This window comes from Microvirga mediterraneensis (assembly GCF_013520865.1).
Classification (GTDB): domain Bacteria; phylum Pseudomonadota; class Alphaproteobacteria; order Rhizobiales; family Beijerinckiaceae; genus Microvirga; species Microvirga mediterraneensis.
Genome location: NZ_JACDXJ010000001.1, coordinates 1,703,236 through 1,728,907, shown reverse-complemented (window position 1 = coordinate 1,728,907; position 25,672 = coordinate 1,703,236). Strand labels below are relative to the sequence as shown.

Annotated in this window: 24 protein-coding genes; 7 read left to right on the top strand and 17 right to left on the bottom strand. The window is 64.9% G+C overall.

Going from position 1 to position 25,672, the window contains the following annotated elements:
* The first annotated feature begins 79 nt into the window (after window positions 1-79).
* Together H0S73_RS08100 and aac(3) are read left to right on the top strand one after the other, a co-directional pair.
* The gene (locus H0S73_RS08100; protein ID WP_181051672.1) at window positions 80-739 is read left to right on the top strand and encodes an HAD family hydrolase; all 660 of its coding nucleotides are present in this window, start codon (window positions 80-82) and stop codon (window positions 737-739) included.
* A 31-nt stretch (window positions 740-770) separates the two neighbouring features.
* Window positions 771-1,586: an aminoglycoside 3-N-acetyltransferase gene (gene aac(3) / locus H0S73_RS08095; protein WP_181051671.1), complete on the top strand. Its 816-nt coding sequence runs from the start codon at window positions 771-773 to the stop codon at window positions 1,584-1,586.
* A gap of 17 nt (window positions 1,587-1,603) precedes the next feature.
* Here aac(3) and H0S73_RS08090 read toward each other — a convergent pair whose 3' ends face one another.
* Complete coding sequence (locus tag H0S73_RS08090; RefSeq protein ID WP_181051670.1) at window positions 1,604-2,011, bottom strand: winged helix-turn-helix transcriptional regulator; 408 nt, start codon at window positions 2,009-2,011, stop codon at window positions 1,604-1,606.
* A gap of 103 nt (window positions 2,012-2,114) precedes the next feature.
* Between H0S73_RS08090 and H0S73_RS08085 the strand changes: the two genes are divergently transcribed.
* Window positions 2,115-2,711: an NADPH-dependent FMN reductase gene (locus H0S73_RS08085; RefSeq protein ID WP_181051669.1), complete on the top strand. Its 597-nt coding sequence runs from the start codon at window positions 2,115-2,117 to the stop codon at window positions 2,709-2,711.
* Window positions 2,712-2,784: 73 nt separating this feature from the next.
* On the opposite strand, the gene H0S73_RS08080 is transcribed toward H0S73_RS08085, so the two are convergent.
* The 5 genes from H0S73_RS08080 to H0S73_RS08060 all read right to left on the bottom strand — a co-directional run bounded on the left by H0S73_RS08080 (window position 2,785) and on the right by H0S73_RS08060 (window position 9,351).
* A complete protein-coding gene (locus tag H0S73_RS08080) occupies window positions 2,785-3,948 on the bottom strand; it encodes an iron-containing alcohol dehydrogenase (protein ID WP_181051668.1) in 1,164 nt (387 codons plus the stop codon).
* Window positions 3,949-3,959: 11 nt separating this feature from the next.
* Window positions 3,960-5,351, bottom strand: coding sequence for an aldehyde dehydrogenase family protein (locus H0S73_RS08075; RefSeq protein ID WP_181051667.1), 1,392 nt, complete (start codon window positions 5,349-5,351; stop codon window positions 3,960-3,962).
* 71 nt (window positions 5,352-5,422) lie between these two features.
* Window positions 5,423-6,793 carry a glutamine synthetase family protein gene (locus H0S73_RS08070; protein ID WP_181051666.1) on the bottom strand — a complete coding sequence of 457 codons (1,371 nt, stop codon included), beginning with the start codon at window positions 6,791-6,793 and terminating at the stop codon, window positions 5,423-5,425.
* Between the two features lie 170 nt (window positions 6,794-6,963).
* A complete protein-coding gene (locus tag H0S73_RS08065; protein WP_181051665.1) occupies window positions 6,964-8,499 on the bottom strand; it encodes an amino acid permease in 1,536 nt (511 codons plus the stop codon).
* A gap of 63 nt (window positions 8,500-8,562) precedes the next feature.
* Complete coding sequence (locus tag H0S73_RS08060; RefSeq protein ID WP_181051664.1) at window positions 8,563-9,351, bottom strand: N-formylglutamate amidohydrolase; 789 nt, start codon at window positions 9,349-9,351, stop codon at window positions 8,563-8,565.
* Between the two features lie 138 nt (window positions 9,352-9,489).
* On the opposite strand from H0S73_RS08060, the gene H0S73_RS08055 reads away from it, so the two are divergent.
* Entirely contained in the window at window positions 9,490-10,362 is an 873-nt protein-coding gene (locus tag H0S73_RS08055) for a MurR/RpiR family transcriptional regulator (protein WP_181051663.1), read from the top strand.
* 3 nt (window positions 10,363-10,365) lie between these two features.
* Here H0S73_RS08055 and H0S73_RS08050 read toward each other — a convergent pair whose 3' ends face one another.
* On the bottom strand, window positions 10,366-11,415 hold the full coding sequence (locus H0S73_RS08050) for an AbrB family transcriptional regulator (RefSeq protein WP_181051662.1): 1,050 nt from the start codon (window positions 11,413-11,415) through the stop codon (window positions 10,366-10,368).
* 159 nt (window positions 11,416-11,574) lie between these two features.
* On the opposite strand from H0S73_RS08050, the gene H0S73_RS08045 reads away from it, so the two are divergent.
* Complete coding sequence (locus H0S73_RS08045) at window positions 11,575-12,039, top strand: RbsD/FucU domain-containing protein (protein ID WP_181051661.1); 465 nt, start codon at window positions 11,575-11,577, stop codon at window positions 12,037-12,039.
* A gap of 9 nt (window positions 12,040-12,048) precedes the next feature.
* Here the strand turns inward: H0S73_RS08045 and H0S73_RS08040 are convergent, their stop codons facing one another.
* The 4 genes from H0S73_RS08040 to H0S73_RS08025 all read right to left on the bottom strand — a co-directional run bounded on the left by H0S73_RS08040 (window position 12,049) and on the right by H0S73_RS08025 (window position 14,826).
* Complete coding sequence (locus H0S73_RS08040) at window positions 12,049-13,251, bottom strand: pyridoxal phosphate-dependent aminotransferase (RefSeq protein ID WP_181051660.1); 1,203 nt, start codon at window positions 13,249-13,251, stop codon at window positions 12,049-12,051.
* 114 nt (window positions 13,252-13,365) lie between these two features.
* Window positions 13,366-13,800, bottom strand: a complete 435-nt coding sequence (gene mscL, locus H0S73_RS08035; protein ID WP_181051659.1) for a large conductance mechanosensitive channel protein MscL — start codon at window positions 13,798-13,800, stop codon at window positions 13,366-13,368.
* A 54-nt stretch (window positions 13,801-13,854) separates the two neighbouring features.
* Window positions 13,855-14,382: a VOC family protein gene (locus H0S73_RS08030; RefSeq protein ID WP_181051658.1), complete on the bottom strand. Its 528-nt coding sequence runs from the start codon at window positions 14,380-14,382 to the stop codon at window positions 13,855-13,857.
* A 9-nt stretch (window positions 14,383-14,391) separates the two neighbouring features.
* Window positions 14,392-14,826: a DoxX family protein gene (locus tag H0S73_RS08025; RefSeq protein WP_181051657.1), complete on the bottom strand. Its 435-nt coding sequence runs from the start codon at window positions 14,824-14,826 to the stop codon at window positions 14,392-14,394.
* Between the two features lie 100 nt (window positions 14,827-14,926).
* On the opposite strand from H0S73_RS08025, the gene H0S73_RS08020 reads away from it, so the two are divergent.
* Window positions 14,927-15,841, top strand: coding sequence for a LysR family transcriptional regulator (locus H0S73_RS08020; protein ID WP_181051656.1), 915 nt, complete (start codon window positions 14,927-14,929; stop codon window positions 15,839-15,841).
* Window positions 15,842-15,912: 71 nt separating this feature from the next.
* Entirely contained in the window at window positions 15,913-19,422 is a 3,510-nt protein-coding gene (locus tag H0S73_RS08015) for a PAS domain-containing hybrid sensor histidine kinase/response regulator (protein ID WP_181051655.1), read from the top strand.
* A gap of 171 nt (window positions 19,423-19,593) precedes the next feature.
* Here H0S73_RS08015 and H0S73_RS08010 read toward each other — a convergent pair whose 3' ends face one another.
* The 6 genes from H0S73_RS08010 to H0S73_RS07985 form a co-directional block, all read right to left on the bottom strand.
* Window positions 19,594-20,292, bottom strand: coding sequence for an aspartate/glutamate racemase family protein (locus H0S73_RS08010; protein ID WP_181051654.1), 699 nt, complete (start codon window positions 20,290-20,292; stop codon window positions 19,594-19,596).
* Between the two features lie 7 nt (window positions 20,293-20,299).
* Window positions 20,300-20,923, bottom strand: a complete 624-nt coding sequence (locus H0S73_RS08005; protein ID WP_181051653.1) for a 2-hydroxychromene-2-carboxylate isomerase — start codon at window positions 20,921-20,923, stop codon at window positions 20,300-20,302.
* A gap of 46 nt (window positions 20,924-20,969) precedes the next feature.
* Window positions 20,970-21,518, bottom strand: coding sequence for a thioesterase family protein (locus H0S73_RS08000; RefSeq protein ID WP_181051652.1), 549 nt, complete (start codon window positions 21,516-21,518; stop codon window positions 20,970-20,972).
* Window positions 21,515-22,024 carry a DinB family protein gene (locus H0S73_RS07995; RefSeq protein ID WP_181051651.1) on the bottom strand — a complete coding sequence of 170 codons (510 nt, stop codon included), beginning with the start codon at window positions 22,022-22,024 and terminating at the stop codon, window positions 21,515-21,517. Before H0S73_RS07995 ends, H0S73_RS08000 begins: the two co-directional genes overlap by 4 nt.
* Window positions 22,025-22,210: 186 nt before the next feature.
* Window positions 22,211-24,418, bottom strand: a complete 2,208-nt coding sequence (locus tag H0S73_RS07990) for an FAD-dependent oxidoreductase (RefSeq protein ID WP_181051650.1) — start codon at window positions 24,416-24,418, stop codon at window positions 22,211-22,213.
* A 24-nt stretch (window positions 24,419-24,442) separates the two neighbouring features.
* Window positions 24,443-25,651, bottom strand: a complete 1,209-nt coding sequence (locus H0S73_RS07985) for an acetyl-CoA C-acetyltransferase (protein WP_181051649.1) — start codon at window positions 25,649-25,651, stop codon at window positions 24,443-24,445.
* Window positions 25,652-25,672: the final 21 nt, after the last annotated feature.

The window sequence follows — 25,672 nt, the reverse complement described above, 5'->3', positions numbered from 1 at the left end:
CAATTCCAACGGGGTGCCTTCCGGGGCCGAACGTTCTATTCCTGCATCACGAGACCAGACATTCTTGAGAGACGTTCCCATGCTCAAAGCCCTGATCTTCGATATGGACGGCACATTGGTGCATAGCGATCCCGTCCATCTCAAGGCCTTCGCGGAAGTCCTCGGCCCCGAGGGCGTTGTCATCGATGACGAACTCTATCGCACCTCGATCATCGGTCACACGAACGAGTCGATCTTCGCGTCCCTTCTGCCTCACCTACCGGTCGAAGAGCACGAAACCTATGCCGACCGCAAGGAGGCTGCCTTCCGTCGCCTCGCGCGCGAACTCAAGCCGCTCGAAGGCTTGATCGAGCTGCTCGACTGGGCAGACAACCACGGCGTCAAGATTGCCCTGGTCACGAATGCCCCGCTTCTGAACGCAACCCATGTCCTGGACATTCTGGGCATCACCGACCGTTTCGAGATCAAGATCACCATAGATCAGGTCGAGCGCGGCAAACCCGATCCCCTGCCCTACCTCACCGCCCTGGAGCGGCTCGGCATTCAGGCCGAGGAGGCCGTCGCCTTCGAGGATTCCCCGTCGGGCATGAGGGCCGCCAAGGCGGCTGGCCTCTTCTCCTTCGGCGTTCTGACAGGCCTGTCCGCCGACGAGATGCGGGAGATCGGCGCCGATGGGGCCATCGTGACCTTCCATGACCGGGCCCTGTGGGAGATCCTGGAGCACAGGGCCGCCTGTTGACACCTTTGCCGGACCCTACGACCCTGAAGGCATGCCTGGTCCGTCTCCCTTGTTTCACACCCGTGCCTCCCTGAAGCAGGACATCATCGGTCTTGGCGTCGCCCAGGGGGACACCGTGATGGTGCATGCCGCCATGAGGCGCGTCGGACGGCTGCTCAACGGTCCCGATGCCCTGATCGGCGCCCTCCTCGACGTGGTCGGCCCTGCGGGCACGATCATGAGCTATACGGATTGGGATGCGGTTTATGACGAGCTGCTGGGTTCATCCGGGCAGGTTCCGCCGGAATGGCGCGACCACATCCCACCCTATGACCCCGCCGCCTCGCGGGCCATTCGCGACAACGGAGTGCTGGCCGAGTTCATCCGCACCACGCCCGGTGCCCGGCGCAGCGGCAACCCGGCAGCCTCTATGGCCGCCATCGGCGCCCGTGCCGAATGGCTGACGGCGGATCACCCTCTCGATTACGGTTATGGTGAAGGCTCGCCCTTGGCAAAGCTCATCGAAGCCGGCGGCAAGGTCCTGATGGTCGGTGCGCCGCTCGATACCATGACCCTTCTCCACCACGCCGAACACCTGGCCTCCATCTCCGGCAAGCGCATCCGCCGCTATGAGGTGCCCTTCGCCGCGCCTCACGGCGTCGCATGGCGCATGGTGGAGGAGTTCGACACTTCCGTGCCCATCGTGGAAGGCCTTGCCGAGGATTACTTCGCCACCATCGTGCGGGACTTCCTCGCCACGGGCCGAGGCGCGCAAGGACGCATCGGTCAGGCCTCCTCGATCCTGGTCGAAGCAGCTCCCATCTGCGCCTTTGCCGTCACGTGGTTGGAGCGGAATGCCAAATCCTAAAGAATGGGACTGACCGCTCAGGCGGCATTGGACTGTTTCTGTCCGGCCCCATGATCGTCACCGCTCTCCGCATCGAAGCGGCGCCGGGCGGCTAGGATCTCGTCCCGGTTCGCGATCGCCCAATCGCCCAGGCCCCGGACAGTCTTGAGCAGGGAGCAACCCAGCCCTGTGAGCTGGTAATCCACCCGGGGCGGAATCGTCGGGTAAACGGTGCGCGTCACGAGCCCGTCCCGCTCCAATCCGCGCAGGGTCAGGGTGAGCATCCGCTGCGAAATCCCGCCGACGATCCGGCGTAACTCATTGAATCTCTTAGGACCTCCACCAAGCTGCACAACGACCTGGACACTCCACTTGTCGCCGACGCGCGACAGGATCTCGGTCACGGTCCTGCAATCTGCGGGCACATGGATGTGACTGGGTGACATGAAAGTGCCTCCTTGCATGACGCTAGGGAAGTTACCTAATGAGCCTTGGTTACGAAAGGGAACTTAAGGGTCCCGACTTCCGAACGCAAACCAAGGACATGTCATGAAGCCCAAGCTTCACATCATCATCGGCAGCACCCGTCCCGGCCGGATCGGTCCGAGCGTCGCCCAGTGGTTCAGCGATTATACCGCAGAGCATGGCAAGTTCGAGCCGGTTCTGGTCGACCTGGCGTCGTTCAACCTGCCGGTCTTCGATGAGCCTGAGCACCCGATGAAGCAGAACTATCATCATGCCCATACCAAGGCCTGGGCCGCGAGCGTCGGCTCCGCTGACGCTTTCGTGTTCGTGACGCCGGAGTACAACTACGCTCCGCCTCCGGCTCTCGTGAACGCGCTCAATTATCTGTCCCGCGAGTGGAACTATGCCCCGGCCGGATTTGTCAGCTATGGCGGCATCTCGGGCGGCCTACGCTCGGTCCAGGTCGCCAAGCAGATCGTCACGACCTTGAAGATGATGCCGATTCCGGAAGGAGTTCCCATGCCCATGGTGTTCCAGAATCTGGACGAGAACGGCACTCTCAATGCGCCCGAGATCTACAAGACCTCGGCATCGGCAATGCTCGACGAGCTCTTCCGCTGGACGGAAACTCTCAGATCGCTGCGCGCCGAGCGCAAGACGCCCATGAAGGCTGCGGCCTAACCAAGATCGGTCCGAGCAAATCAGGAGGCATCGCTGTGGCAAGCAGCGGTGCCTTTTTTACATAGCGCGACGCTCAGAGACGCCCGGCCAGCGCATCCTCGAAGAGCTTGCGTGAACTCTCCTTGGTGATCGGAACCGGATTGCCGCCGGCCGTGGGATCGTTCGGCGCCATCTCGGACATCTCGTCGAAGCGAGCCGCATCGACCTTCAGGCCTTCGAGCGTGTGCGGCACGCCGAGATCCTTGCGCAGCTGCAGCACCCAATCGAGGAACGCCTGGAACGACGGTTGCAAGCCGATATAGGCGGCGAGCCGCTCGATCCTCTCCTCAATCGCCTTGCGGTTGTAGACCAGCACGTAGGGCATGAAGACCGCGTTGGTCAGGCCGTGATGCGTGTCGTAGAGGGCGCCGGTCGGGTGCGAGAGCGCATGGATCGCGCCCAGGCCCTTCTGGAACGCGGTCGCTCCCATGGCGGCGGCCGACATCATCTGCGCGCGCGCCTCGATGTCCCGGCCGTCCTTATAGGCGCGCGGCAGGTATTGCTTCACGAGACGGATGCCCTCGACAGCGATGCCGTCCGCCATCGGGTGGTAGCCCGGGGCGCAATAGGCCTCGATGCAATGCGCGAGCGCGTCGAGGCCCGTGCCGGCCGTGATGTGGGGCGGCATGCCCACCGTCAGCTCCGGATCGCAGATCACGATCTTCGGCATCATCAGCGGATGGAAGATCACCTTCTTGGTGTGCGTCGCTTCCTGCGTGATGACGCCGGCGCGTCCTACTTCCGAGCCCGTGCCCGCCGTGGTCGGAACGGCAACGATCGGCAGGATGCCCTTCGGGTCCGCCCGGGTCCACCAATCGCCGATATCCTCGAAATCCCACATGGGCTGCGTCTGGCCCGCCATGAAGGCGATGACCTTGCCCGCATCGAGCGCCGAGCCGCCGCCGAAGGCAACGACGCCGTCATGCTGGCCGGAGCGCAGGACCTCGAGGCCCTTGTAGACATTGGTCTCGACCGGGTTCGGCTTGATCTCCGAGAAGATCGCGGCCCTGAGACCGGCGCCCGTCAGCTGATCGAGCGCGGCCTTCGTCATGGGCTGCGCCGCCAGGAAGGGATCCGTGACGATGAGCGGCGCGGACATGCCGACGGCCTTGCAGGCCTCGGCCAGTTCCGCGATGCGGCCTGCGCCGAAACGCACGGCTGTCGGGTAGTTCCAGTTGGAGCGGGGAGACGTGGTCATGGTGCTTTCAATCAGATCTGACGGAGGTGGTAGGATTTCGGACGGGTGAGCGACTCGTAGGCCAGCCGCGACAGGCTCGCACCGCGGCCCGTATCCTTCACGCCGGTCCAGGCGAGCGCGGGATCGAGGTAGTCGCAGCGGTTCATGAAGACGGTGCCAGTCTCGAGCTTCTCGCCGATCACTTCGGCAGCATCGACATCGGAGGTCCAGATGGCTGCGGAGAGACCGTAGGGCGAATCGTTCATGAGCCGGATCGCCTCCTCGTCGCTCTTCACCTTCATGATGCCGACGGTCGGGCCGAAGCTCTCATCGCGCATCACGCTCATGGAATGATCGACATCGGTCAGCACCTGGGGCGCGAGATAGGCGGTGTTGCCCATATCGGCCGGGAACGTCTTCGCGTCGATATGCGCCTTCGCACCTTTCGCCACGGCCTCCGCATTCTGCCCGCGCACGAGATCGGCGAAGCGCTTGTGAGCCATCGGGCCGAGCGTGGTCGCCTCCTCCAGCGGGCTGCCGAGCACATATCGGTTCACGAGATCGACAGCGCCATCCACGAAGCGGTCATAGTGTTTCTCGTGCACATAGATGCGCTCGATGCCGCAGCAGCACTGGCCGGAATTGAAGAACGCGCCATCGACGAGGTTCTCGATGGCGTGATCGATGTTCGCATCCTCGCGCACATAGGCCGGATCCTTGCCGCCGAGTTCGAGTCCGAGGGACGTGAAGGTGCCGGCCGCCGCACGCTCGATGGCGCGGCCGCCGCCGACGGAACCGGTGAAGTTGCAATGGTCGACGAGGCCGCCGCCCAGGATCCGACTCGTCTGGTCGTGGCTCAGGTGCAGGTTCTGGAACAGGCCCTTCGGCATGCCGGCGCGGTCCATCGCCATCTGGAAGCGCTCGCCAGCCAGCACCGTCTGGGATGCGTGCTTCAGCAGGACCGCATTGCCGGCCATGAGCGCCGGCACGATGGTGTTGATCGCCGTGAGATAGGGATAATTCCAGGGCGCGATGACGAGAACGAGCCCCACGGGCTCGCGCTTGATCATGCGGCGGAAGCCCGGCTTCTCGTCATCGGCCGGGATGGGCAGCAGACTCTTCTCCGCGATCGAGATCATGTGACGCGCGCGCTCTTCCACGCCGCGAAACTCGCCGCCGTAGCGTACGGGACGGCCCATCATCTGGGCGATCTCGGGCACCACCTCCTGGTTCATGGCGAGCAGTGCATCAAGAAAGGCGCCGACCATGGCGACGCGCTCAGGCAGCGGCACGTGACGCCATGCCTTCTGCGCATCGCGGGCGGCCGCGATCGCCGCGTCGATGGCGGCCTCGGACATGATGGGACGGCGGACGAGCTCGCGCCCGTCGATGGGAGAAACGCAGACGATATCGGTGTCAGCCATGGTGTGATGTCCGAAAGACCATCGCCCGCGAGGACTATGGTCTTCTCCTGTGCTTGTTCTGGATGAATCTTTTAGATGATCTCGAAGTAACGGGCGAGCTGCCAATCCGTGATGGCCTTGCGGGCCTCCCTCTCCTCCCATTCGCGCGTTGCCGCGTAATGATCCACGAAGGTATCGCCGAAGAGCTGGCGGGCGGCCTGGGAGCCCTTCAGGCGCTCGGCGGCCTCTCCCAGAGAGCGCGGCAGGGCCCGCTCCTTCGGATGCTCCACCGCGTAGGCATTGCCCTCGACAGGATCGCCCGGATCGATCCGGTTCTCGATTCCCCACAGGCCGGAGCCGATGGCAGCCGCGAGAGCGATGTAAGGATTGATGTCGGCGGCGGCGACCCGGTACTCCACGCGCTGCGACTTCTCGGAGCCGGGAATGACCCGCAGGGCCGTCGTGCGATTCTCCACGCCCCAGGCCGAGTCGGTCGGAGCCCAGAATCCGGGGATGAGCCGCGTGTAGCTGTTCACCGTGCAGGCCACCATGGCGAGGATCTCGGGCATCAGCTTCTGCTGACCGCCCACGAACCAGCGCATGGTCTCCGACATCGAATGCTTGCCGACCGCATCGTAGAATGCGCCCTTGCCGGTGCGAAGATCGCGCAGGGAGGCGTGCAGATGACCGGACTGGCCGGGCCAATCGCGCGACCATTTCGCCATAAAGGTCGCCATCCATCCGCGCCGCTGCGCGAGGATCTTGGTGTAGGTCTTGAACAGGGCTGCCTTGTCGGCGGCCTTCAACGCGTCATCCACGCGGATTGCGGCTTCCAGAACACCGGGCCCGGTCTCGGTATGGAGCCCCTCGATCTCGAAATCCATCCTGTTCGCGAGGTCGAGAAGCTCGTGATAGAAATCCGCGTGAACGCCTGAGCGCAGCACCGAATAGCCGAAGAAGCCCGGCGTGATGTTCTTCAAACCACGATAGTTCTTCTCGCGCACGGAATGCGGGGTTTCCTCGAACAGGAAGAACTCGAACTCGGCGGCGGCGGAGACAGCGAAACCCATATCCTCCGCCTTCTTCAGCACGCGGCGCAGCACGCCGCGCGGACAGGCAGCCTCGGCGTAGCCGTCGAACTCGGCAAGGAAGAACGGCAGGTCGTTCTCGAAGGGAATGAGCCTCATCGTCTCCGGCAGGATCCGCACGGATGCGTCCGGATAGGCCGTGTGCCAGCCGGTGAGCTTCGTGTTATCGTAGAGCTGATCGTTGGAATCCCAACCCAGAACCACGTCGCAGAAGCCGAAGCCCTTCTCGAGAGCGGATTCGAACTTGTCGCGGGCCATATACTTGCCGCGCATGATACCGTCGACATCGACCACACCGACCTTCACGAAGGGGAGATCGCGGCTTCGCACATACTCGGCAGCCTCGGCGGCATTCTTGATCTTGGGAGCGTCCATACGAAACACCTTCAGCAGAATGGGAGGGAGCGCGTCAGGCGCGCTCCCTTGGAAGCGTTTGAGCATCGGACCCAAAAGTGGACTTGCACTTCTGGGATTGATCCGATGCTCAATCCCTTAAGCGGCGCATCGTTCTTGCGGAAAACCGGGTCCGGTTTCCGCACGATGCGCTAGTACGTCTTGTATTCCGCCTCGCCCTTGGTGAGGGCGAACTCCTCCTCGGGGGAGAGAATGAGTTTGTGGCGCCCGATGATCAGGAAATAGGCCATCATCACGGCATAGTAGATGGCCACGCCGATCACGGCCGTCTGGAAGACCGAGTCGATGAGCTGGAAGTAGAGCGTCACCGCCGCGATGACCATGCAGGTTACGGCCCCGGCGATGCCGAAGGGGCTCCGATAAGGTCGGTGCAGACCCGGGAACTTCGTCTTCAGGACGATGTAGGACATGCCCTGCATGAAGTAGGCCAGCATCGCACCGGCGACCGCCATGTTGAGCAGCGTACCGCCGATGACGGTCGCGCCCGCCTCGGCGCCACGGGCGAACCAGATGATCAGCATCACCAGGAGGCCGAGTACCGCGCCCGCGATCAGCGCCACGTGCGGCGTCTTTCGTTCGCCGTGCGTGACCGACAGGAAGCTCGGGAAGTATCCCGCCCGCGACAGCGAGTAGATCTGCCGCCCGAAGGCGAAGATGATGGTGTGGAACGATGCGATCAGTCCGATCACGGCAACCGCCGCCAGGATCTTGGCGATGTCCGTGCCGAACAAGGTGCGGAATCCGTCGAGCAGCGGCTCGCCGGACTTGCCCAGGCCTGCGGCGCCGGGAGCGATGCTCGTGTTCAGGAAGAGCACAAGGAACGCGGAGGCGATCAGGGTCAGGATACCGGCGATGATGCCCTTGGGCATATCGTTCTGTGGATCATGCGATTCCTCGGCCGCGAGCGGGAGCTGCTCGATGGCGAGAAACAGCCAGACGGCGAAGGGCAGCGACGCCAGGATGCTGCCCACGCCCATGGGCAGGAACGGGCCGTTGCCGTTCGGCAGTTCCGCTCCGTCCGGCCCGATGTTCAGCGCCCAGCGCGAGAAATCGAACTGGCCGGAGAACAGCACCGCCGCGTAGAAGAAGGCGAGCACCGCGAGCGCCGCCAGAGTCACGCCGACGGTAACCTTGAACGAGAGCTCGACGCCGATGATGTTCAGGCCGACGAACAAGGCGTAGCACAGAACCCAGTAGACCGGCTGGAACGCAGGTGACGTATCGAAGATCGCCGACAGGTACGAGCTGATGAAGAACACGATCACGGCCGGGGTGAGCACGAACTCGATGTTCTCCGCGATCCCCGTGATGTAGCCCGCCCAGGGCCCCATGGAGGTGCGCGCGAACGAGTAGGCGCCGCCCGTATGCGGAAGGGCCGGCGACATCTCGGCGAGCGAAAAGGTGAGGCCCAAATACATGACGGCGATGATGATGGTTGCGAAGAACATCGCGCCGAAGCCGTTGGTGAGGCCCAGGTTCCATCCGGAATAATGGCCCGAGATCACCGCCCCGACGCCGAGCGCCCAGAGCGACCAGACACGGGCATGGCGCTTCAGGCGCCGCGCCTCGAAGTAGCTTTCATCCACCGTGGTATAGGTGATGCCGGCAGCGCCCTGTGCTCCGGCCGGCGGGGCATGCACTCCTGTACTTCCTTGTCCGACTGACATCGCGTTCTTCCTCCAAGAAGATCTGCCTTTCGGGTCACGGCACGTCACGCGCCATGCCCGTCATCAGAGCGTCCGTGCCCCCTCCCTCAAAAGCGGCGCGAGACGGCGAGCCCACGACGCCTGTTCGTCTTGTGTGCGAATCAGGTCGTTGCGGATCTCGATCATCAGCGGAGGAAGGCCACGCCTCTCGGCGTGGCGCTCGAGAGTGTGGAACACCCGGTCCGCCGGTGAATAGGGTTCGTTCATGCCGACGACGAGCGCCGGATCCTGCCTCAATCCGGCCTCGACGCTGCGCGCATAGCGCTCGTCGCGATCGAAGATCAGGCCGACATGCCAGGGACGCGGAACATCCCGGTAGACCGGCGTGAAAGAGTGGATGGAGACGATGGCGGCCAGTTGCCCTGCCACCCTGCGGGCATCCGCGAGGACATCGACCGCACCGTGAAACGCATCGTAGACCTCGCGCACACGGGTCGCCCGCTCCGTCTCGTCGAGATCGAGATTGCCGGGGATCGTGGTCCGCTCACTGAGCGTACAGATCGAGTCCGGAGCGGACGGTGCGCGGTTGAGGTCGAGGACGAGGCGCGAAACGGTGGCATGGATCAGCGGGGCGTCGAGCAGACGCGAGAGCTCCATCGCCACACCGAGCGCTCCCGGGTCCCAGGCGATGTGGCTATCCAGTTCGGCGGGCCTCAGCCCCAGGGTGCCATAGCGGTCCGGCAGATGGTTGGAGGCATGCTCGCAGATGAGCAGGACCGGCGAGCGCCCATCCGGGTTCTCGACGGCGGCAACCGGTTCCACCGCCTGTGCGGCGGTTTCCTGACCGAATGCCGTCCGACTCGCATGCGCCATGCGGCCCTCCCGTCCCTGCGGAATGCAGGTGATCACCCTCGTTTGAACGCCTAGTACGTTTCTTGACGATTTTTATTCTATGAAATTTTTGATACAGCTTTAAACAACCGTCAAGGTGGGGAGACGAAACATTCCAACATGAAAACTGACAACGCCCTTCCGGCTGCGGCTCCGGCGAGCCTGGCCGAACGCATCCGCCTCGACATGGACGGCTTCACGCCCAGCGAGAAGAAGGCAGCCCATCTGCTGCTCAGCCATTATCCCTTCGCGGGCCTGGACACGGTGGCCGAGTTCGCCTCGCGGGCGGGGATTTCTGCTCCGTCAGTATTACGTTTCGTAAGCCGCCTCGGCTTCAGCGGCTTCCCGGATTTCCAGAAGCATCTCCGCGAGGAACTGGAAGCCCAGCTGCTCTCGCCGCTGGCCAAGGCGAGCCCCTCCGACAAGAGCCACGGCGCCCCTGCCCTGGCGTCCTTTGCCGAAGCGGTGATCGGGAACCTGCGCGCGACGGTGGAGAACATCGCCCCGACGGAGTTCGATGCGGTCGTTGCCCTGCTCGGCGATCCTCACCGGCGGATCCATTTCACGGGCGGACGCTTTACCGGAGCGCTCGCGCGCTACGCCGAAAGCCATTTCCGTATCGTGCGCAGCCATGTGGACTTCATCGAAGGCCAGCCGGTGCTTTGGCGCGACCGGATGATCGAGATCGGCAGGAAGGACGTGATCGTCGCCTTCGACATCCGTCGCTACCAGGAGGACGTGACGGCCCTCTGCGAGGCGGCGGCGAAACAGGGCGCGACGGTCGTGCTCCTGACCGACCCCTGGCTGTCGCCCATCGCCCGCGTCGCCCGCCACGTCCTGCCGGCCCATATCGTGGCGCCGTCGAACTGGGACTCCTCGGCCGGCCTTCTCCTGCTGACCGAAGCACTCGTGGCGGCGGTCACCAAGCGCCTGTGGGACACGGCCAAGCCGCGCATGGAGGCGGTAGAGCGGCTGCGGAGCGAGAAGCCTTAAGGCTTATTCCGCCGCCTCCGGCCGGCTTCTCTGTAGCCAGCCGATGAGGAATGGCAGGACGAGTCCGATCCCCAGGAATCGGACGAGATGGTGGATGCCCACATAAAGCGGGTCGAGGCCGAGGATCAGGGCCAGCACGGTCATGGCTTCAAGCCCGCCCGGTGCGAAGGCCACGAGGCCGTTGGCGAAGCTGACGCCGGCGAGCCAGGCGGCCACGCTGGCGAAGAGCGCCGCCACCACCATGCCGACCGTGAAGGAGCCGAGCGCGGAGACGAGCGCTCTTCGAAGAGTCGAGCGCTGGAGATTGCGGAACCGGTCGGCGATGAAGAGCCCGATCAGCACGAGGCCGCCCGTGGCGATCGCCGGAGGGATGACGCCGGTCACGAACTCGGTGCCGTGGCTCACGGAACTGACGATGGTGGCGCCGAGCAGAATCGGCGCTGCCACCTTCAGCTTCTTGAACACCGTCCCCAGGACAAGCCCACCGAGCAGGATGAAGGCCATGCCTCCCGGGCTCTCGACAGGAAGTCCGGCTCCGACCAATGCGCCCGCGTTGCCCTCTCCGCCGGTCATGACGACGAGGCTCGGCAGCAGGGCGATCAGCACGAAAAGCCGGAAGTTCTGCACGATGGCGATGGCGGCGACCTCGGCCTTCCGGTCAGCCGCCACGGCAAGAACCGTGGACAGCGCGCCTGGGACGGAGGCCAGCACCGCATCGGCCTTGCGCCAGCCGGAGATGCGCACGAGCCAGGCGCTCGATGCTGCCGAGATGGCCATGACGCCGAAGACCAGAAGGATGAGACTGCCCGGATACCGGCCCATCGCCTCGATGGCGGCGGGCGTCACCGCCGCGCCCATGGCGGCGCCCGAAGTGAGCATGGCGGCATCGGCCAGCGCCCGCGGCAGGGGCAGAGCCCAGCCGGTCAGGCCCCAGAGCGTTGCCGCGATGGCGGAACCGGACAGCCATGCGGCCGGAACGCCGAGCCAGTAGAAGACGAGCCCGCCGAGACCGGCAACCAGGATCTGTATGAGATGGGCAAGGATCAGACGCATCACGACTTCGCTGAATGGACGTCCTTGCTTTCAAGGTCAAATGCCGAGGATGCGCGGATGCCATGCGGCCAAGGTCTGCCCGTGCCCCGGTGAGGCGTTGCGGAGTTCGCGAAAGCCTGCTGAGATTGCGCGCATTCAAGCGGGATCAGGGAGGAAACGGTGCTGCACGGAATCGACCCGGCGCTCAACGCGGATCTTTTGTATGTGCTCCAATCCATGGGGCACGGCGACGATATCGTGATCTGCGATGCCAATTTCCCTGCCGATTCCATCGCGCGCCAGACCGCCTATGGCCGGGTGATCCGCATGGACAATATCGGCTCGCCGCGCGCCATCCGGGCGGTCCTCTCGCTGATGCCCCTCGACAGCTTCGTCGAGCATCCGGCGGAGCGCATGGAGGTCGTCGACAATCCTGACGAGCTCCCGGCCATTCAGCAGGAGGTTCAAGCAGAGATCGATGCGGTTGCGCGCCGCGACGCCGGGCGCGACACCTGGCCGATGGGATCAGTCGAACGCTTCGCGTTCTACGAGCGCGCCAAGAAGGCCTATGCCATCGTGGCGACCGGCGAGCGCCGCTTCTACGGCTGCTTCATCCTCAAGAAGGGCGTGATCCCGCCTCCGTAGGCCCTTGCCTCAGGCCACGAGCCTGGGCAGGGCTTCGCTGATGCGGCGGACCGCCTCCTCCACGTCCTCGGGCTTGCGCAGGTAGCAAAGACGCAGATACCCCTCGCCGATCTCTCCGAAGGCGGAGCCCGGCGCGAGGCCGACATTCGCCTCGTCGATGAGCCGGAAGGCGATGTCCTTCGAGTTCGTCGCGCCCTTGATCTTAAGGAACGCGTAGAAGGCGCCGCTCGGCGGCGGCAGTTCCACGAGGCCGGTTTCCGCAAGACGCCCGACCACCTCGCGGCCGTGACGGGCCTTGGCGATCTGGTCGGCCAGGAATTCCTCGCCCTGCTCGATGGCCGCCACGCCCGCGCGTTGGATGAAGACCGGCGTGCCGGAACTCTGGTACTGCACGAGGTTCTCGATCACCTGCCCCAGAGAGGGCGGGGCCTCCAGCCAGCCGAGGCGCCAGCCGGTCATGGCCCAGTTCTTCGAGAAGGTCTGGATGAAGACGATCTTGTCCTCCGGCTCCATCACGTCCCGGAAGGACGGCGTGCGTCCATCGACCGTCAGTGCCGGATCATGGACGAAGCGCCCGTAAATCTCGTCGGCCACGATCCACAATCCGTGCCGCCGGGCGAGGTCCAGCACGGCGCGCAGGTCCGCGTGGGTCGCGACCCATCCGGTGGGATTGGACGGCGAGTTGATGACGAGCACGCGGGTGCGCGGCGTGACCGCCTTCTCGAGCCGCTCGAAATCGAGATGCCAGCCCTTGGCATCGATCGTCATCGGCACGGCGACGGGACGCGCGCCGGCAACGGTGATGGCGCCGGCGAAGTTCGGCCAGGCCGGCGTGGGGACCAGGACCTCGTCGCCGTTCCCGGCCAGCATGCGGAAGGCGATCTGCATCGCGGGCATGCCGCCGGAGGTCACGAAGAAGCGTTCCGGATCGAAGGCCTTGCCGTAGACCCTCTCGTGGTAGCCGGCGATGGCCTGACGGAGCTCCGGTATGCCGCGCTGATAGGTATAGAAGGTCTCACCCTTCAGGAGCGACTGGGCTGCGGCCTCGCAGATGAAGGACGGCGTCGGCAGATCGCCCTCCCCGACCCAGAGCGGGATGATGCCCGGCTTCAGTCGGCCGTAGGTGAACACGTCGACGATGCCGCTCGTCGGCGCCTGCTCCGCCTCCGGGCGCAGGTTGAGAACGGACGGAACCGGCACGGACACATTCATGGGGGCTTCCTCGGAAAGACGCAAACAGGCATGGCCCGTTCGCAATCTCAAGGCAAGTCCGGAATAGGTCTCATGACAAAAGACGAAGTGTCCGATCGAAACCCGTGATGGATGTCAGATCGTGCGGCCCGTCTTCAGAAGATCGCGGATCTCCGTCAGCAGCTTCACATCGGCCGGGATTTCCGCCGGCTTCTCGGCCGTGCCGGTCTTCGCATCCTCCGTGCGGCGCAGGCGATTCATGCCCTTGACCAGGAGGAAGAGGATCCAGGCGATGATGGCGAAGTTGATGGCGACCGTGATGAAATTGCCCCAGCCGAGCACGGCGCCCTGCTTCTTGGCTTCGTCGAGGGATCCGGCCGTGACGTTGCCGGACAGGGCTGTGAAGTAGTTCGAGAAATCGAGGCCGCCGGTGACGGCCCCGATGATGGGCATGAAGATGTCCCCGACGAGGGAATCCACGATCCGGCCGAAGGCGGCACCGATGATGATGCCGATGGCGAGATCGACCACGTTGCCGCGCAGGGCGAATTGCTTGAACTCATTCCACATGACCGGACCCCTTTGCTTGACCCTAAGCTAAAGCTGCCCGAACTGGGAATTTCGTCAAGCCTCGCGGGCCGCCAGCAGATCCTGCAGGTCGAGGCGCTGCGTGACCATGGCGAGTTCGCCATTGGCGGTTCTGGGCCACTGGTCCTCCGGCCGGTCGACATAGAGCTCGATGCCGTTGCCGTCGGGATCGCTCAGGTAAAGCGCCTCGCTCACTCCATGGTCGCTCGCGCCCTGGAGAGGGATGCCGGCCTCCGCCAGCCGGTAGAGCGCATCCGCCAGCGCTGCCCGCGTCGGGTAGAGAATCGCCACATGGTAGAGACCCGTCGTGCCGGGAGGCGGCGGGGAGCCGCCCTTGCTCTCCCAGGTGTTCAGGCCGATGTGGTGGTGGTAGCCGCCCGCCGACACGAAGGCGGCCTGGGTCCCGTAGCGCTGGATCAGCTCGAAGCCGAGCACGCCGCAATAGAAGGCGAGCGCGCGGTCGAGATCGGCCACCTTCAGGTGGACATGCCCGATCCTGACGCCGGGATCGATGGGACGGGCCGCCGGTACTCCGGCGGATTCCTGGGGAATGGGTTTGACCATGGGTCTGCCTCAGGCTGAGCGCGGGGAGAACGTGGGAGCAGTCTTGGCCGATCCGGCCCGCGCCGCAAGAGCGCCGTCGCCCAGGAGCGCCTGCGCCACGAGGGCCGCGATCCAGAACGCCAGATATTCCCAGCCGCCATTCGGGTTGTTGAAGAAGAACCCTGCCGGGCCGTGGACGAACGCGATGGCGCCGAGCAGGATCGGGATCAGGGCCAGCGAGACCCAGCGGGTGTAGAAGCCGAGGATGAGAGCGATGCCGCCGACCGTTTCAGCCGCGATGGTCAGATAGGCCAGGGCCGGAGGCAGGCCGAGGCTTCCGAAGAACTGGGCCGCGCCGGCCGGCGTGAACACGAAGACCTTCAGGCCCGCATGGGCGAGGAACACGATGCCGAGCGTGATGCGCAGGATCAGGGCGGCGTAGGGAGCGGTACGGGTATCGATCATAAGAATCTCCTGAAATGAGCTTTTCATATGATCTCAAACTATCGATGTGATAATTCTGCTTCTAGAATATCACTTCACACCCGGAGAGTGAGGCTATCCCATGCTCGACCGCGTCACCGGCATGCAGGTCTTCGTCCGTGTCGCCACGCTCGGCAGCTTCTCGGCGGCGGCTCGGGCGCTCCACCTGTCGCAGACCATGGTGACCAAGCATGTGGCGGCGCTTGAGGACCGGCTCGGGGTCAAGCTGCTGCACCGGTCCACCCGAAAGCTGGTGCTGACCGAAGAGGGCCGCGCCTACCTCGCCGCCTGCGAGCGCATCCTCGCCGAGATCGAGGAGGCGGAGGCCTCCGCCAGCCTCGACCGCATCGAGCCGCGGGGGACGCTGCGGCTCAACGTCCCCCTCACCTTCGGCTTCCGGCAGGTCGTTCCGGCTCTTACGGAGTTCAGCCGTCTTTACCCCGCCGTCTCATTCGACCTGGGGCTCGCGGACCGCTATGTCGATCTCATCGAGGAAGGTTGGGATCTTGCGATCCGGATCGGGCGCCTGAAGGATTCGAGCCTGGTGGCACGGCGCCTCGCCGCCTGCCGCACCATCGTGTGCGCCTCTCCGGCCTATCTGAAGGACCACGGGGTTCCGCAAACCCTGGATGATCTCGCCCGGCACAATTGCCTCGGCTATACCCTGCCCAGCGCCATCGGGGCGAGCCGCTGGGCCTTCGGCCTCGACGGCGACATCGCGGTGCCGATCCAGGGCAATCTGCGGGCCAATAACGGCGATGCCCTCTTGGCCGCGGCCATTGCGGGCCAGGGGCTGATCTACCAGCCCACCTTCATCGTCGGCGACAGCCTGCGCGACGGCAGCCTCATTCCCGTCCTGACCGCCTATCCGACCTACGAGCCCGCCATTCATGCCATCCTGCCCTCGGGCCGGCAGGCTCCGGCCAAGGTCCGTGCCTTCGTGGCATTCCTGGCCAGGCGGTTCGGAGAGAAGCCGGAATGGGACCGGGACCTGTGACGCCCCTGCCATGGCTTTCATCCTCTTAACCCGCTAAAGCTGTTGCGTGTTTGCTTTCGAGGGTTGAGCCTATGGTCGCCACCTGGGCCGTCGTACTGTCCGCGCTGGTTTATCTCTGCTTTCTGTTCACCGTGGCCCATTGGGGCGACAATGGCGGGAGGCGCGTCATCCAGGGCCCTGCCCGTTCCACCATCGCGGCCCTTGCTCTCGCGGTCTATTGCACGTCCTGGACCTTCTTCGGATCGGTGGGCCTTGCGAGCCATTCCGGTTTCGACTTCCTGGCGATCTATATCGGTCCGATCCTCGTGATCGGCCTGGGCTATCCCCTGGTCGCCCGGGTCGTGCGTGTGGCGAAGACGCAGAACATCTCGTCCATCGCCGATTTCGTCGCGGCCCGTTACGGCAAGAGCGAGCGGGTCGCGGCCCTCGTCAGCCTGATCGCGCTTGTCGGGTCCATTCCCTACATCGCCCTGCAGCTGAAAGCCGTCTCGTCCTCTCTCGACGTCTTCCTGACGGCGGCCAACGAAACCTTCCTGACGAAGCCCCCCTTCATCGGCGATCTCGCCCTCGTGGTCGCCCTCGTCCTGGCCGGCTTCGCCGTCGCGTTCGGCACCCGCCATACGGATGCGACCGAGCACCAGAACGGACTCCTGCTGGCGATCTCCATCGAGTCGGTGGTGAAGCTCGTCGCCTTCCTGGTGGTCGGCGGCTACATCACCTTCGTGATGTTCGACGGCTACGATGCCATCGTGCAGCGGCTCCATGAACAGGGCACCACCGCGGACCTGATGAGCCGGACCTCGGGGTTCGGCAGCTACGTCACGCTCATCCTTCTCTCCACATGCGCGGCGCTTCTGCTGCCACGCCAGTTCCATGTGACGGTGGTCGAGAACCACGATATCGCAGACCTGAAGCGTGCCGCCTGGCTGTTTCCGCTCTATCTGGTGCTCATCAACCTATTTGTGCTCCCGATCGCTCTTGCGGGCCTTGCGTCGTTTCCCGAAGGCGCGGTCGATCGCGACATGACCCTGCTCGCCCTGCCGCTCTCGGACAAGGCAGGCGTCATCGCCGTTCTCGCCTTTCTCGGCGGCTTCTCGGCGGCCACCGCGATGGTCATCGTCGATTCCGTCGCCGTGGCGGTGATGATCTCGAACCATCTCGTCATGCCGATCGTGCTGCGGCGGCGCGCCTTCTCCGGCGTCGATCCCGGCAATTTCGTGATCGGCGTCAGGCGCATCTCCATCGTCCTGGTCATCCTCCTCGGCTATGCCTATTACCGGGCCTCCGGAGAGGCAGCGCTTGCCGCCATCGGTCTCTTGTCCTTCGCGGCCATCGCCCAGGTCGCGCCTGCCTTCATCGGGGGGCTCATCTGGTCCCGCGGCACGGCGCTCGGCGCCAGCATCGGGCTTGTGGTCGGCTTCCTCACCTGGGCCTATACGCTCCTCCTCCCGAGCCTCGTCTGGGACGGCGTGTTCTGGTCCGATGTCGTCGTCACGGGTCCCTTCGGCATCACGGCTCTCAAGCCGACATCGCTGTTCGGTGTCGACCTGCCGCAGCTCACCCACGGCGTCGTCTGGAGCCTGACGCTCAACATCCTCTGCTATATCGGCTTCTCACTCTGGCGGCCGGTGACTGCGATGGAGCAGATCCAGGCCAATGTCTTCCTGGGCGAGGCCGCCGCCTCTGCGGCACCGAGCTTCCGCCTGTTCCGTGCCAGCGTGACCGTCGGCGAGCTGCGCACCACCGTCGCCCGGTACCTCGGAGAGGAGCGCACGACCCGCTCCTTCGAAGGCTTCACCCATAGCCGAGGACAGAACCTGGAACCCCGCGCCGAAGCCGATGTCCATCTTCTGCGCTATGCGGAACACCTGTTGGCCTCCGCCATCGGTACGGCATCGTCGCGGCTCGCGCTGTCTCTGCTGCTGCGCCGCCGCACCGTGTCCACGGAAGCAGCGCTGAAGCTGCTCGACGACGCCTCCGCAGCCATCCAGCACAGCCGCGACCTTCTCCAGCATGCGTTGAACTATGCCAAGCAGGGCATCACCGTTCTCGACAGCGACCTGCGCCTGCTGGCCTGGAACCAGGCCTTCATCGATCTCTACGACATGCCGCCCAACTTCGTTCACGTGGGCATCAGCATGGAGCGCATCGTTCACTACAACGCCTCGCGCGGTTCGTATGGGCCCGGCAGGATCGACGAGCTCGTCGAGGCTCGCCTGCACTCCTTCCGCCACGACGTGGAACCGGTGCGCCTCAAGCTCTATCCCTCCGGCAAGGTCATCGAGATCCGCTCGAACCTGCTGCCCGACGGGGGGCACGTGACCACCTACACGGACGTGACTGAAACCGTTCTGGCGGAAGAGGCGAGCCGCCGCGCGAACGAGACGCTGGAACAGCGGGTCCGCGAGCGAACCGAGGAATTGACGCGCCTCAACGAAGCCCTGCGAAGCGCGAAGGCCGAGGCCGATGAGGCGAACATTTCCAAGACGCGCTTCCTCGCAGCCGCCTCGCACGACATCCTCCAGCCGCTCAATGCGGCGCGCCTCTACGCGGTTTCCCTCGTGGAGCGGGATCGCGAAGCCGGCGACGGAACGCTGGCGGAGAACATCGACGCCTCGCTCGATGCGGTCGAGGAAATCCTGACCGCGATCCTCGACATCTCGCGCCTCGATACGGGCGCCATGAAGCCGCAATGGTCGAGCTTCCGCATCGACGAACTGTTCCGTCAGCTGCAGCGCGAGTTCGAGCCCGTCGCCCGCAACAAGGGCCTGAAGCTCGCCTTCGTGCCGTCGTCGCTGACCGTGCGCTCCGACCGCCGCCTCATGCGCCGCCTGCTGCAGAACCTGATCTCCAACGCGATCAAATACACACCGTCGGGCCGCGTGCTCGTCGGCGGCCGCCGGCGCGGCGGCCATCTCGTGCTGGAGGTATGGGATACGGGCCTCGGCATTCCGCCCTCGAAGCAGCGCATCGTGTTCCGCGAGTTCCAGCGCCTGGACCAGGGCATGAAGGCCGCGCGGGGCCTGGGCCTCGGTCTCTCGATCGTCGAGCGCATCGGTCGCGTGCTCAAGCATCCGATCACGTTGAACTCGGACGTGGGCCGCGGCTCCGTGTTCCGGGTCGAGGTGCCGGTGGTGGCGGCTCTCCCGGCCACGGTGGCTGCGCCGGAGGCGCCGAAGCCGGCCGCGACGGTGTTGTCGGGCCTGCGTGTGCTCGTCATCGACAACGAGCCCGCCATCCTCGAAGGCATGCGCCTGCTTCTCTCAGGCTGGGGCTGCGACACCTGGACGGCGTCCGATCTCGAGACCGCCCATCAGGCCCTGAGGACGCATAGGGCCCTGCCCGAAGTCATCATCGCCGATTATCATCTGGACGACACGGACGGGCTCGAACTCATCAAGGCCCTGCGCTGGAAAACCCAGGTCGATACCCCGGCCGTTCTCGTGACCGCCGACCGCACGCCGGTCGTGCGCGACGCCGCCGCGGCAATGAACATCCACGTGCTCAACAAGCCGCTGAAACCGGCGGCCTTGCGGGCCTTGCTGACGCAGTGGCGCGCAACGCGGGCGGCGGCGGAGTAAGTCACCACCGCATGTCATCACCTCCCCGGGTTCGATCCGGCAAGGTGGTGACGTGGGACGGTGTCATTCCCGGCCGGAGCGCAGCGGAGGGGAAGGGAATCCATCGCTCGGCGCTTGATCGTGGATCCCCTTCCCGGTCCTGCGGACCGCCGGGGATGACAGCGGAGCGCTTCAATCCGACTTCAGCGCCTCATCTACCGCCGCGACCGCGTGGATCGTCGTGGTGTCGAACAGGGGCACGGCGCTGTCCTCGGGCGAGACCAGCAGCATAATTTCTGTGCAGCCGAGAATGACCGCTTGCGCGCCGCGTTCGACCAGGCGCGCGATGATCTCCCGGTAGGCTTGGCGCGATTCCGGACTGACGATCCCGAGCACGAGTTCCTTGTAGATGATCTCGTGCACGATCCGCCGGTCCGCTTCGTCCGGCACGATCACGTCGAGCCCGTGGCGCTCGAGCAGGCGGCCCTTGTAGAAATCCTGCTCCATGGTGAAGGCCGTGCCGAGAAGGCCGATCCGATGGAATCCGGCAGCCCTGATCCTGTCGGCCGTGGGATCCGCGATGTGAAGCAGCGGAAGGTTCACGGCCGATGAAATCGCATCGGCGACCCGGTGCATGGTGTTGGTGCACAGGACGATGAAGTCCGCCCCGCCGCGCTCCAGGCGCAGGGCGGCCTTCCTCATCGCCTCTGCGAGGCTGTCCCAATCGCCCTCGTGCTGCAGGCGCTTGATGTCCTCGAAATCGACCGAATACATCAGGCATTGCGCCGAGCGCACGCCGCCGAGCCGCCGGTTCACCTCCTGATTGATGATGCGGTAATATTCGGCCGAGCTTTCCCAGCTCATGCCGCCGATGAGTCCGATGGTCCGCATGGGGCCGTCAGGCGTTCGGCGTATAGGGCGCGCGTCCGGAGCTCAGCGCATCGTCGAGCAGTTCGAGCCGGTCCTGCCCCCAGAACACCTCGCCGTCGAGCACATAGGCCGGGGAGCCGAAGACGTCGCCCGCGACGGCGTTCTCGAGGTTGAGGGCATAGATCGCCTCCGTGGTGCTGCCGGTCACCACGTCCATGAGAGCCGACGAGTCGAGCCCCGCCTGCTCGGCCAGCTCGGACAGGACGAGCGGATCACCCAGGTCACGCTCCTCCTCCCAAATGGCCGCGAAGGCCCGGCGCAGGAAAGCATCCGGGCTGCGGCCGGAGGCCGTTATCGCGATGACGAAGCGGTCGGCGAGGTTCACGTCGAAGGGCCAATGCTTCGGATTGATGTTGAAGGTCAGGCCGCGCTTCTCGCGCCAGCGCTGCAGTTCCACGATCCGGTAGCGCTGCCGCGCCGGATGGCGCTGGGCGAGCGGCAGGCCGCCGGTTTCCGAGAAGACACGCCCAAGGAAGACGGGCTTGAAATTGACCTCGACCCCATGCTTCTGCGCGACCTCCATGAAGGGCGCATGGCCGATATAGGCCCAGGGACTCACGAGGGAGAAGTAGTAATCGATGGTGCGGGGCATGGGTTCGGTTCGCCGGTAGCTGAAACGGGTGCCCCACCTTGGACCATCAGGCGGCGCTCTTCAACGCTTCTTCGGCCACGAGGAAAGCCTCGACCTCGGGCGACGCCGCGGGCGCCCTCTCCTGGATGCCGACCTCTGCGAGCAGGCGGCTCATGGGGACGAAGCTCCTCTCGCGGCGGTCGTAGATCCCGGCCCGGACAAGGGCGATGGCGTTGAGGATGGGGCTACCGTCCCGGGCGGTCGAAACCAGCCGATGCTCCATCACCACATGGCTGTCGGACCAGGTGAGGATGCGGGTTTCGAGGGTGAAGGGCCGGAAGGGCCTGAGCTCCCGCCGGAACCGGATCTGCCCCGCGCCCACCACCGGCACCCAGCCGTGCCTGAGGATGGGCCGCCACAGGCCTGACCGGATCATGATGTCGGAGCGGCCGAGATCCATGAGCGACCAGTAGCGCCCATTGTTCATGTGGAGCGAGGTGTCGAGGTCATGCGGCCAGACCCGGTACGTCAGGCGCGACACGTCCCGCACCGGATCGAGCCTCGGCCGGAAGAACGAGGTGACGATCAGGTGAAGGACGCGCAGCCACAGGTTCATGCGAGGCCTATCCCGGTCTGGCGCTGAAACAGGATGAGATCGAGGGCGGGCGCATCAAGATCGAAGCCCGTCAACAGGCAATGCACCTGCCCGCGATGGTGCGTCTGATGATTGAAAAGATGGATCAGGGCCGGTGCGAGCGGCTGTTCGATCTCCGCCGGGTTCGTGATCGTCTTGTAGCGGATGCGGCCTGCGAGATCGTCGTCGGACAGGCCGTCGATATAGGCGGCGATCCGCTCGTCTTCCCTCCGGCGCGCGTCCCGAAGGTCTCCCAGATTCTCGAACAGGATCGCATCGAGCCGGTTCGGCGCCTCGCCCTGGCCGGTGAAACGCTTCATCCAGATCCGGTCGGTGGCGAGGAGATGGTTCAGGGTGCCGTGGACCGATTTGAAGAAGGCCCCACGGTCCGCGCGATAATCGGCGTCCGAGAGCTGCGCAGCGACGTCATAGACGCGCTCGTTGCACCAAGCATTGTAGCCCGCCATCATGGCAAAGTGCGATTTCATGGATAGGCTCCTCCCGGTCGCTTCCTCCGAGTCATGTGACGCGACGAAGCATCGGTCAAGCTTTCGCGATGGCACGCTTCACGTCATGGCCGGGCTTGTCCCGGCCATCCCGATTGGAGAAGCGTTGCCGCCTCAATCAATCGGGATCACCGGCCAAGGCCGGTGATGACGTGGAGCAGGAGACGTTTAAGCCGCCTTCCTCGCCCCGGCGCGACCGTAGAACGTGTCGCCGGAGGCTGCCATGTCGAGCAGGATCTTCGGCGGCGCGAAACGGTCGCCGTGCTTCGCCTGCAGGCTCCGGCACAATTCAACGAAGGCCTTTGCTCCCATGAAGTCGATGTAGGAGAGCGCGCCGCCCGTATAGGGAGCGAAGCCGAAGCCGAGGATGGAGCCCACATCCGCCTCGCGCGGATCGGTGATCACGCCCTCCTCGAAGGTGCGCGCGGCCTCCAGGGCCTGCGTGACGAGCAGGCGCTGCTTCAGCTCCTGCATGTCGACCAGCTCAGCCTCCACGTGTTTCGCCTGAAGGTCCTTCAGGTTAGGCCAGAGGCGCTTCTGCCCACCCTCGGGATAATCGTAGAAGCCTTTGCGGTTCTTGCGGCCGAGGCGTCCTTCCTTCTCCACGAGGGTCGCGAGCAGCTGCTCCTGCTGCGGCACGATGGACGCTTCGCCCAGCTGGGCCTTGGTGGCGCGCAGGATCTTGAGGCCGAGATCGACTCCGACCTCGTCGTTGAGCGAGAGCGGGCCGACCGGCATGCCGGCCTGCTTGCCAGCCTGCTCGATCATGGCCGCGGGCAGCCCCTCGGTGAACATGAGATGGCCCTCGAGGATATAGGCGAGCACGCAGCGATTGGCGAAGAAGCCGCGCGAGTCGTTGACGACGATCGGCGTCTTCTTGATCAGGCGCACATAGTCGAGCGCGGTGGCAAGTGCCGTGTCGCCGGTTTCCTTGCCCATGATGATCTCGACCAGCATCATCTTCTCGACGGGCGAGAAGAAATGGATGCCGATGAACTGCTCGGGCTTCTTCGATTGCCTGGCGAGACCCGAGATCGGCAGGGTCGAGGTGTTGGACGCGAAGATGCAATCGGGCCGGATCGCGGCCTCCACCTTCCCGATCACCTCGGCCTTGACCTTGGGGTCCTCGAACACGGCCTCGATGACGAGATCGCAATCGGCGAGATCGCCGTAATCGGCCGATGGCGTGATGCGGGACAACAGCGCATCGCGATCCGCCGTCTTGGCGCGCCCCTTCATGATCTGGTCCGACATGAGCTTGTGCGAATGGGCCTTGCCCTTCTCGGCGGCCTCCATGTCGCGGTCGATGAGCACGACCTCGAGACCCGCATGGGCCGTGACATAGGCGACGCTCGCGCCCATGAAGCCCGCGCCGACCACGCCCACCTTCTTCAGGCTCGTCGGCGGCACGTCCTTGGGACGGCGGGCGCCCTTGTTGAGATCCTGCATGGAGATGAAGAGCGTGCGGATCATCGCCGCCGCCTCCTTCGAGCGCAGGATCTTGGCGAACCACCGCGATTCCACCTTCAGGGCGAGATCCATCGGCAGCTGCAGTCCCTGGTAGACGGATTCGAGGATTGCGCGGATTGCCGGGTAATTGTCCTGCGTCTCGCGGCGGTAGATGGCGTTCGCCGGCGGCCAGATCTGCATGCCGGCCGCAGAATAGACCTTGTTGGAAGGCAGCTTGTAGCCCTTCTGGTCCCAGGCTGCGACGGCGGAACCGCCTTGCTTGATCCAGTCCTTCGCCGCCTGCACGATCTGGTCGCGCGGGGCGACCGCATGGACGAGACCCATGTTGCGCGCCATGAGCGGGCGGAGCTGCTCGCCTTTGAACAGCATCTGCAGGGCATCGCCCGTCTGCATGAGGCGCGCCACGCGCTGCGTGCCCCCGGCGCCGGGGAATAGCCCGACCTTCACCTCGGGCAGGCCCACCCGGGTAGCATCCACGTCAGACAGAACACGGAAGTGACAGGCAAGCGCCAGCTCGAAGGCACCGCCGAGACACACGCCGTGGATGGCGGCGGCGAAAGGCTTGCCGCTCGTTTCGAGACGGCGATAAAGCAGCGAGAGCTTGCGCGATTCCTCGAAGAAGAACTGCATGGCGGTCTCTTCGCCCTTCTCCTTCGCGAGGCGTCCGTATTCGGCGCCGAGTCCCTGGAGCATGGTGAGATCGGCGCCGCCCGAGAATGCCTCCTTGCCGGAGGTGATGACGCAGCCCTTGATCGCCTCATCGCCGGCGACCGTCTCGATGATCCGCTCCAGCTCTCCCATCACTTCGGGCGTGATCACGTTCATGGAGCGACCGGGCATGTCCCAGGTCGCAAGCGCGATGCCGTCGGAATCGATCTCGAAGCGGAAATTGGTGAAATTCGTCATGATGCTTCTCCCCTTCCCGCTGTCTCAAACCCGCTCGATGATCGCAGCCGTGCCCATGCCGGCGGCGACGCACAGCGTGATCAGGGCCGTCTGCTTGTTCGTGCGTTCCAGTTCGTCGAGTACCGTCCCGAGAATCATGGCGCCGGTGGCGCCGAGCGGATGGCCCATCGCGATGGCGCCACCGTTCACGTTGACCTTGGCCGGATCGAGATCCATGGCCTGCATGTAGCGCAGCACCACGGAGGAGAACGCCTCGTTGATCTCGAAGAGGTCGATATCGTCCTTCGTCATGCCGGCCTTGCGCAAAGCGAGTTCCGACACGTCGATGGGGCCGGTGAGCATGAGCGCGAGGTCCGAGCCGATGGAGGCGAAGCCTTTGAGGCGCGCGCGCGGCTTCAGGCCTGCCTTCGCGCCGCCCTCCTTGCTGCCGACGAGAACGGCAGCGGCGCCGTCCACGATGCCAGACGAATTGCCGGCGTGATGCACGTGGTTGACGAATTCCACGTCCGGATGGGCCGCGATGGCCACCGCGTCGAAACCTCCCATCTCGCCCATCTGCACGAAGGCGGCTTTCAGCTGCCCGAGCGACTGCATGTCGGTCTGCGGCCGCATGTGCTCGTCCCTGGACAGGATCGTGATGCCGTTGACATCCTTCACGGGCACGACGGATTTCGTGAAGCGCCCCTCGTCCCAGGCCTTCGCGGCGCGCTTCTGCGACTCGACCGCATAGGCATCCACGTCATCGCGCGAGAAACCGTATTTCGTGGCGATCAGATCGGCCGAGATGCCCTGCGGAAGAAAATAGGTGGGAATGGCGATGCCGGGATCGACCGGCCATGCGCCGCCCGATGCTCCCATGCCGATGCGGCTCATGGATTCGACGCCGCCGCCGATGGCGATGTCCTTCATGCCGGACATGATCTGCGCGGCGGCGAAATTCACCGCATCCAGGCCCGAGGCGCAGAAGCGGTTGATCTGCACGCCCGGCACTTCCTTGCCGAAACCTGCCTTTAGGGCCGCCGCGCGCGCAATGTCGCCGCCGGCCTCGCCGACCGGGTCGACGCAGCCGAGCACCACGTCCTCCACCAGCATGGGATCGAGATCGTTGCGCTTGCGGATCGCATCGAGCGCCGTCACGGCGAGATCGACCGCCGGAACCTCGTGCAATGACCCATCCGGCTTGCCGCGCCCGCGCGGCGTGCGAACAGCGTCGTAGATATAGGCTTCAGCCATGGCGGTCTCCCAGCTTTATTT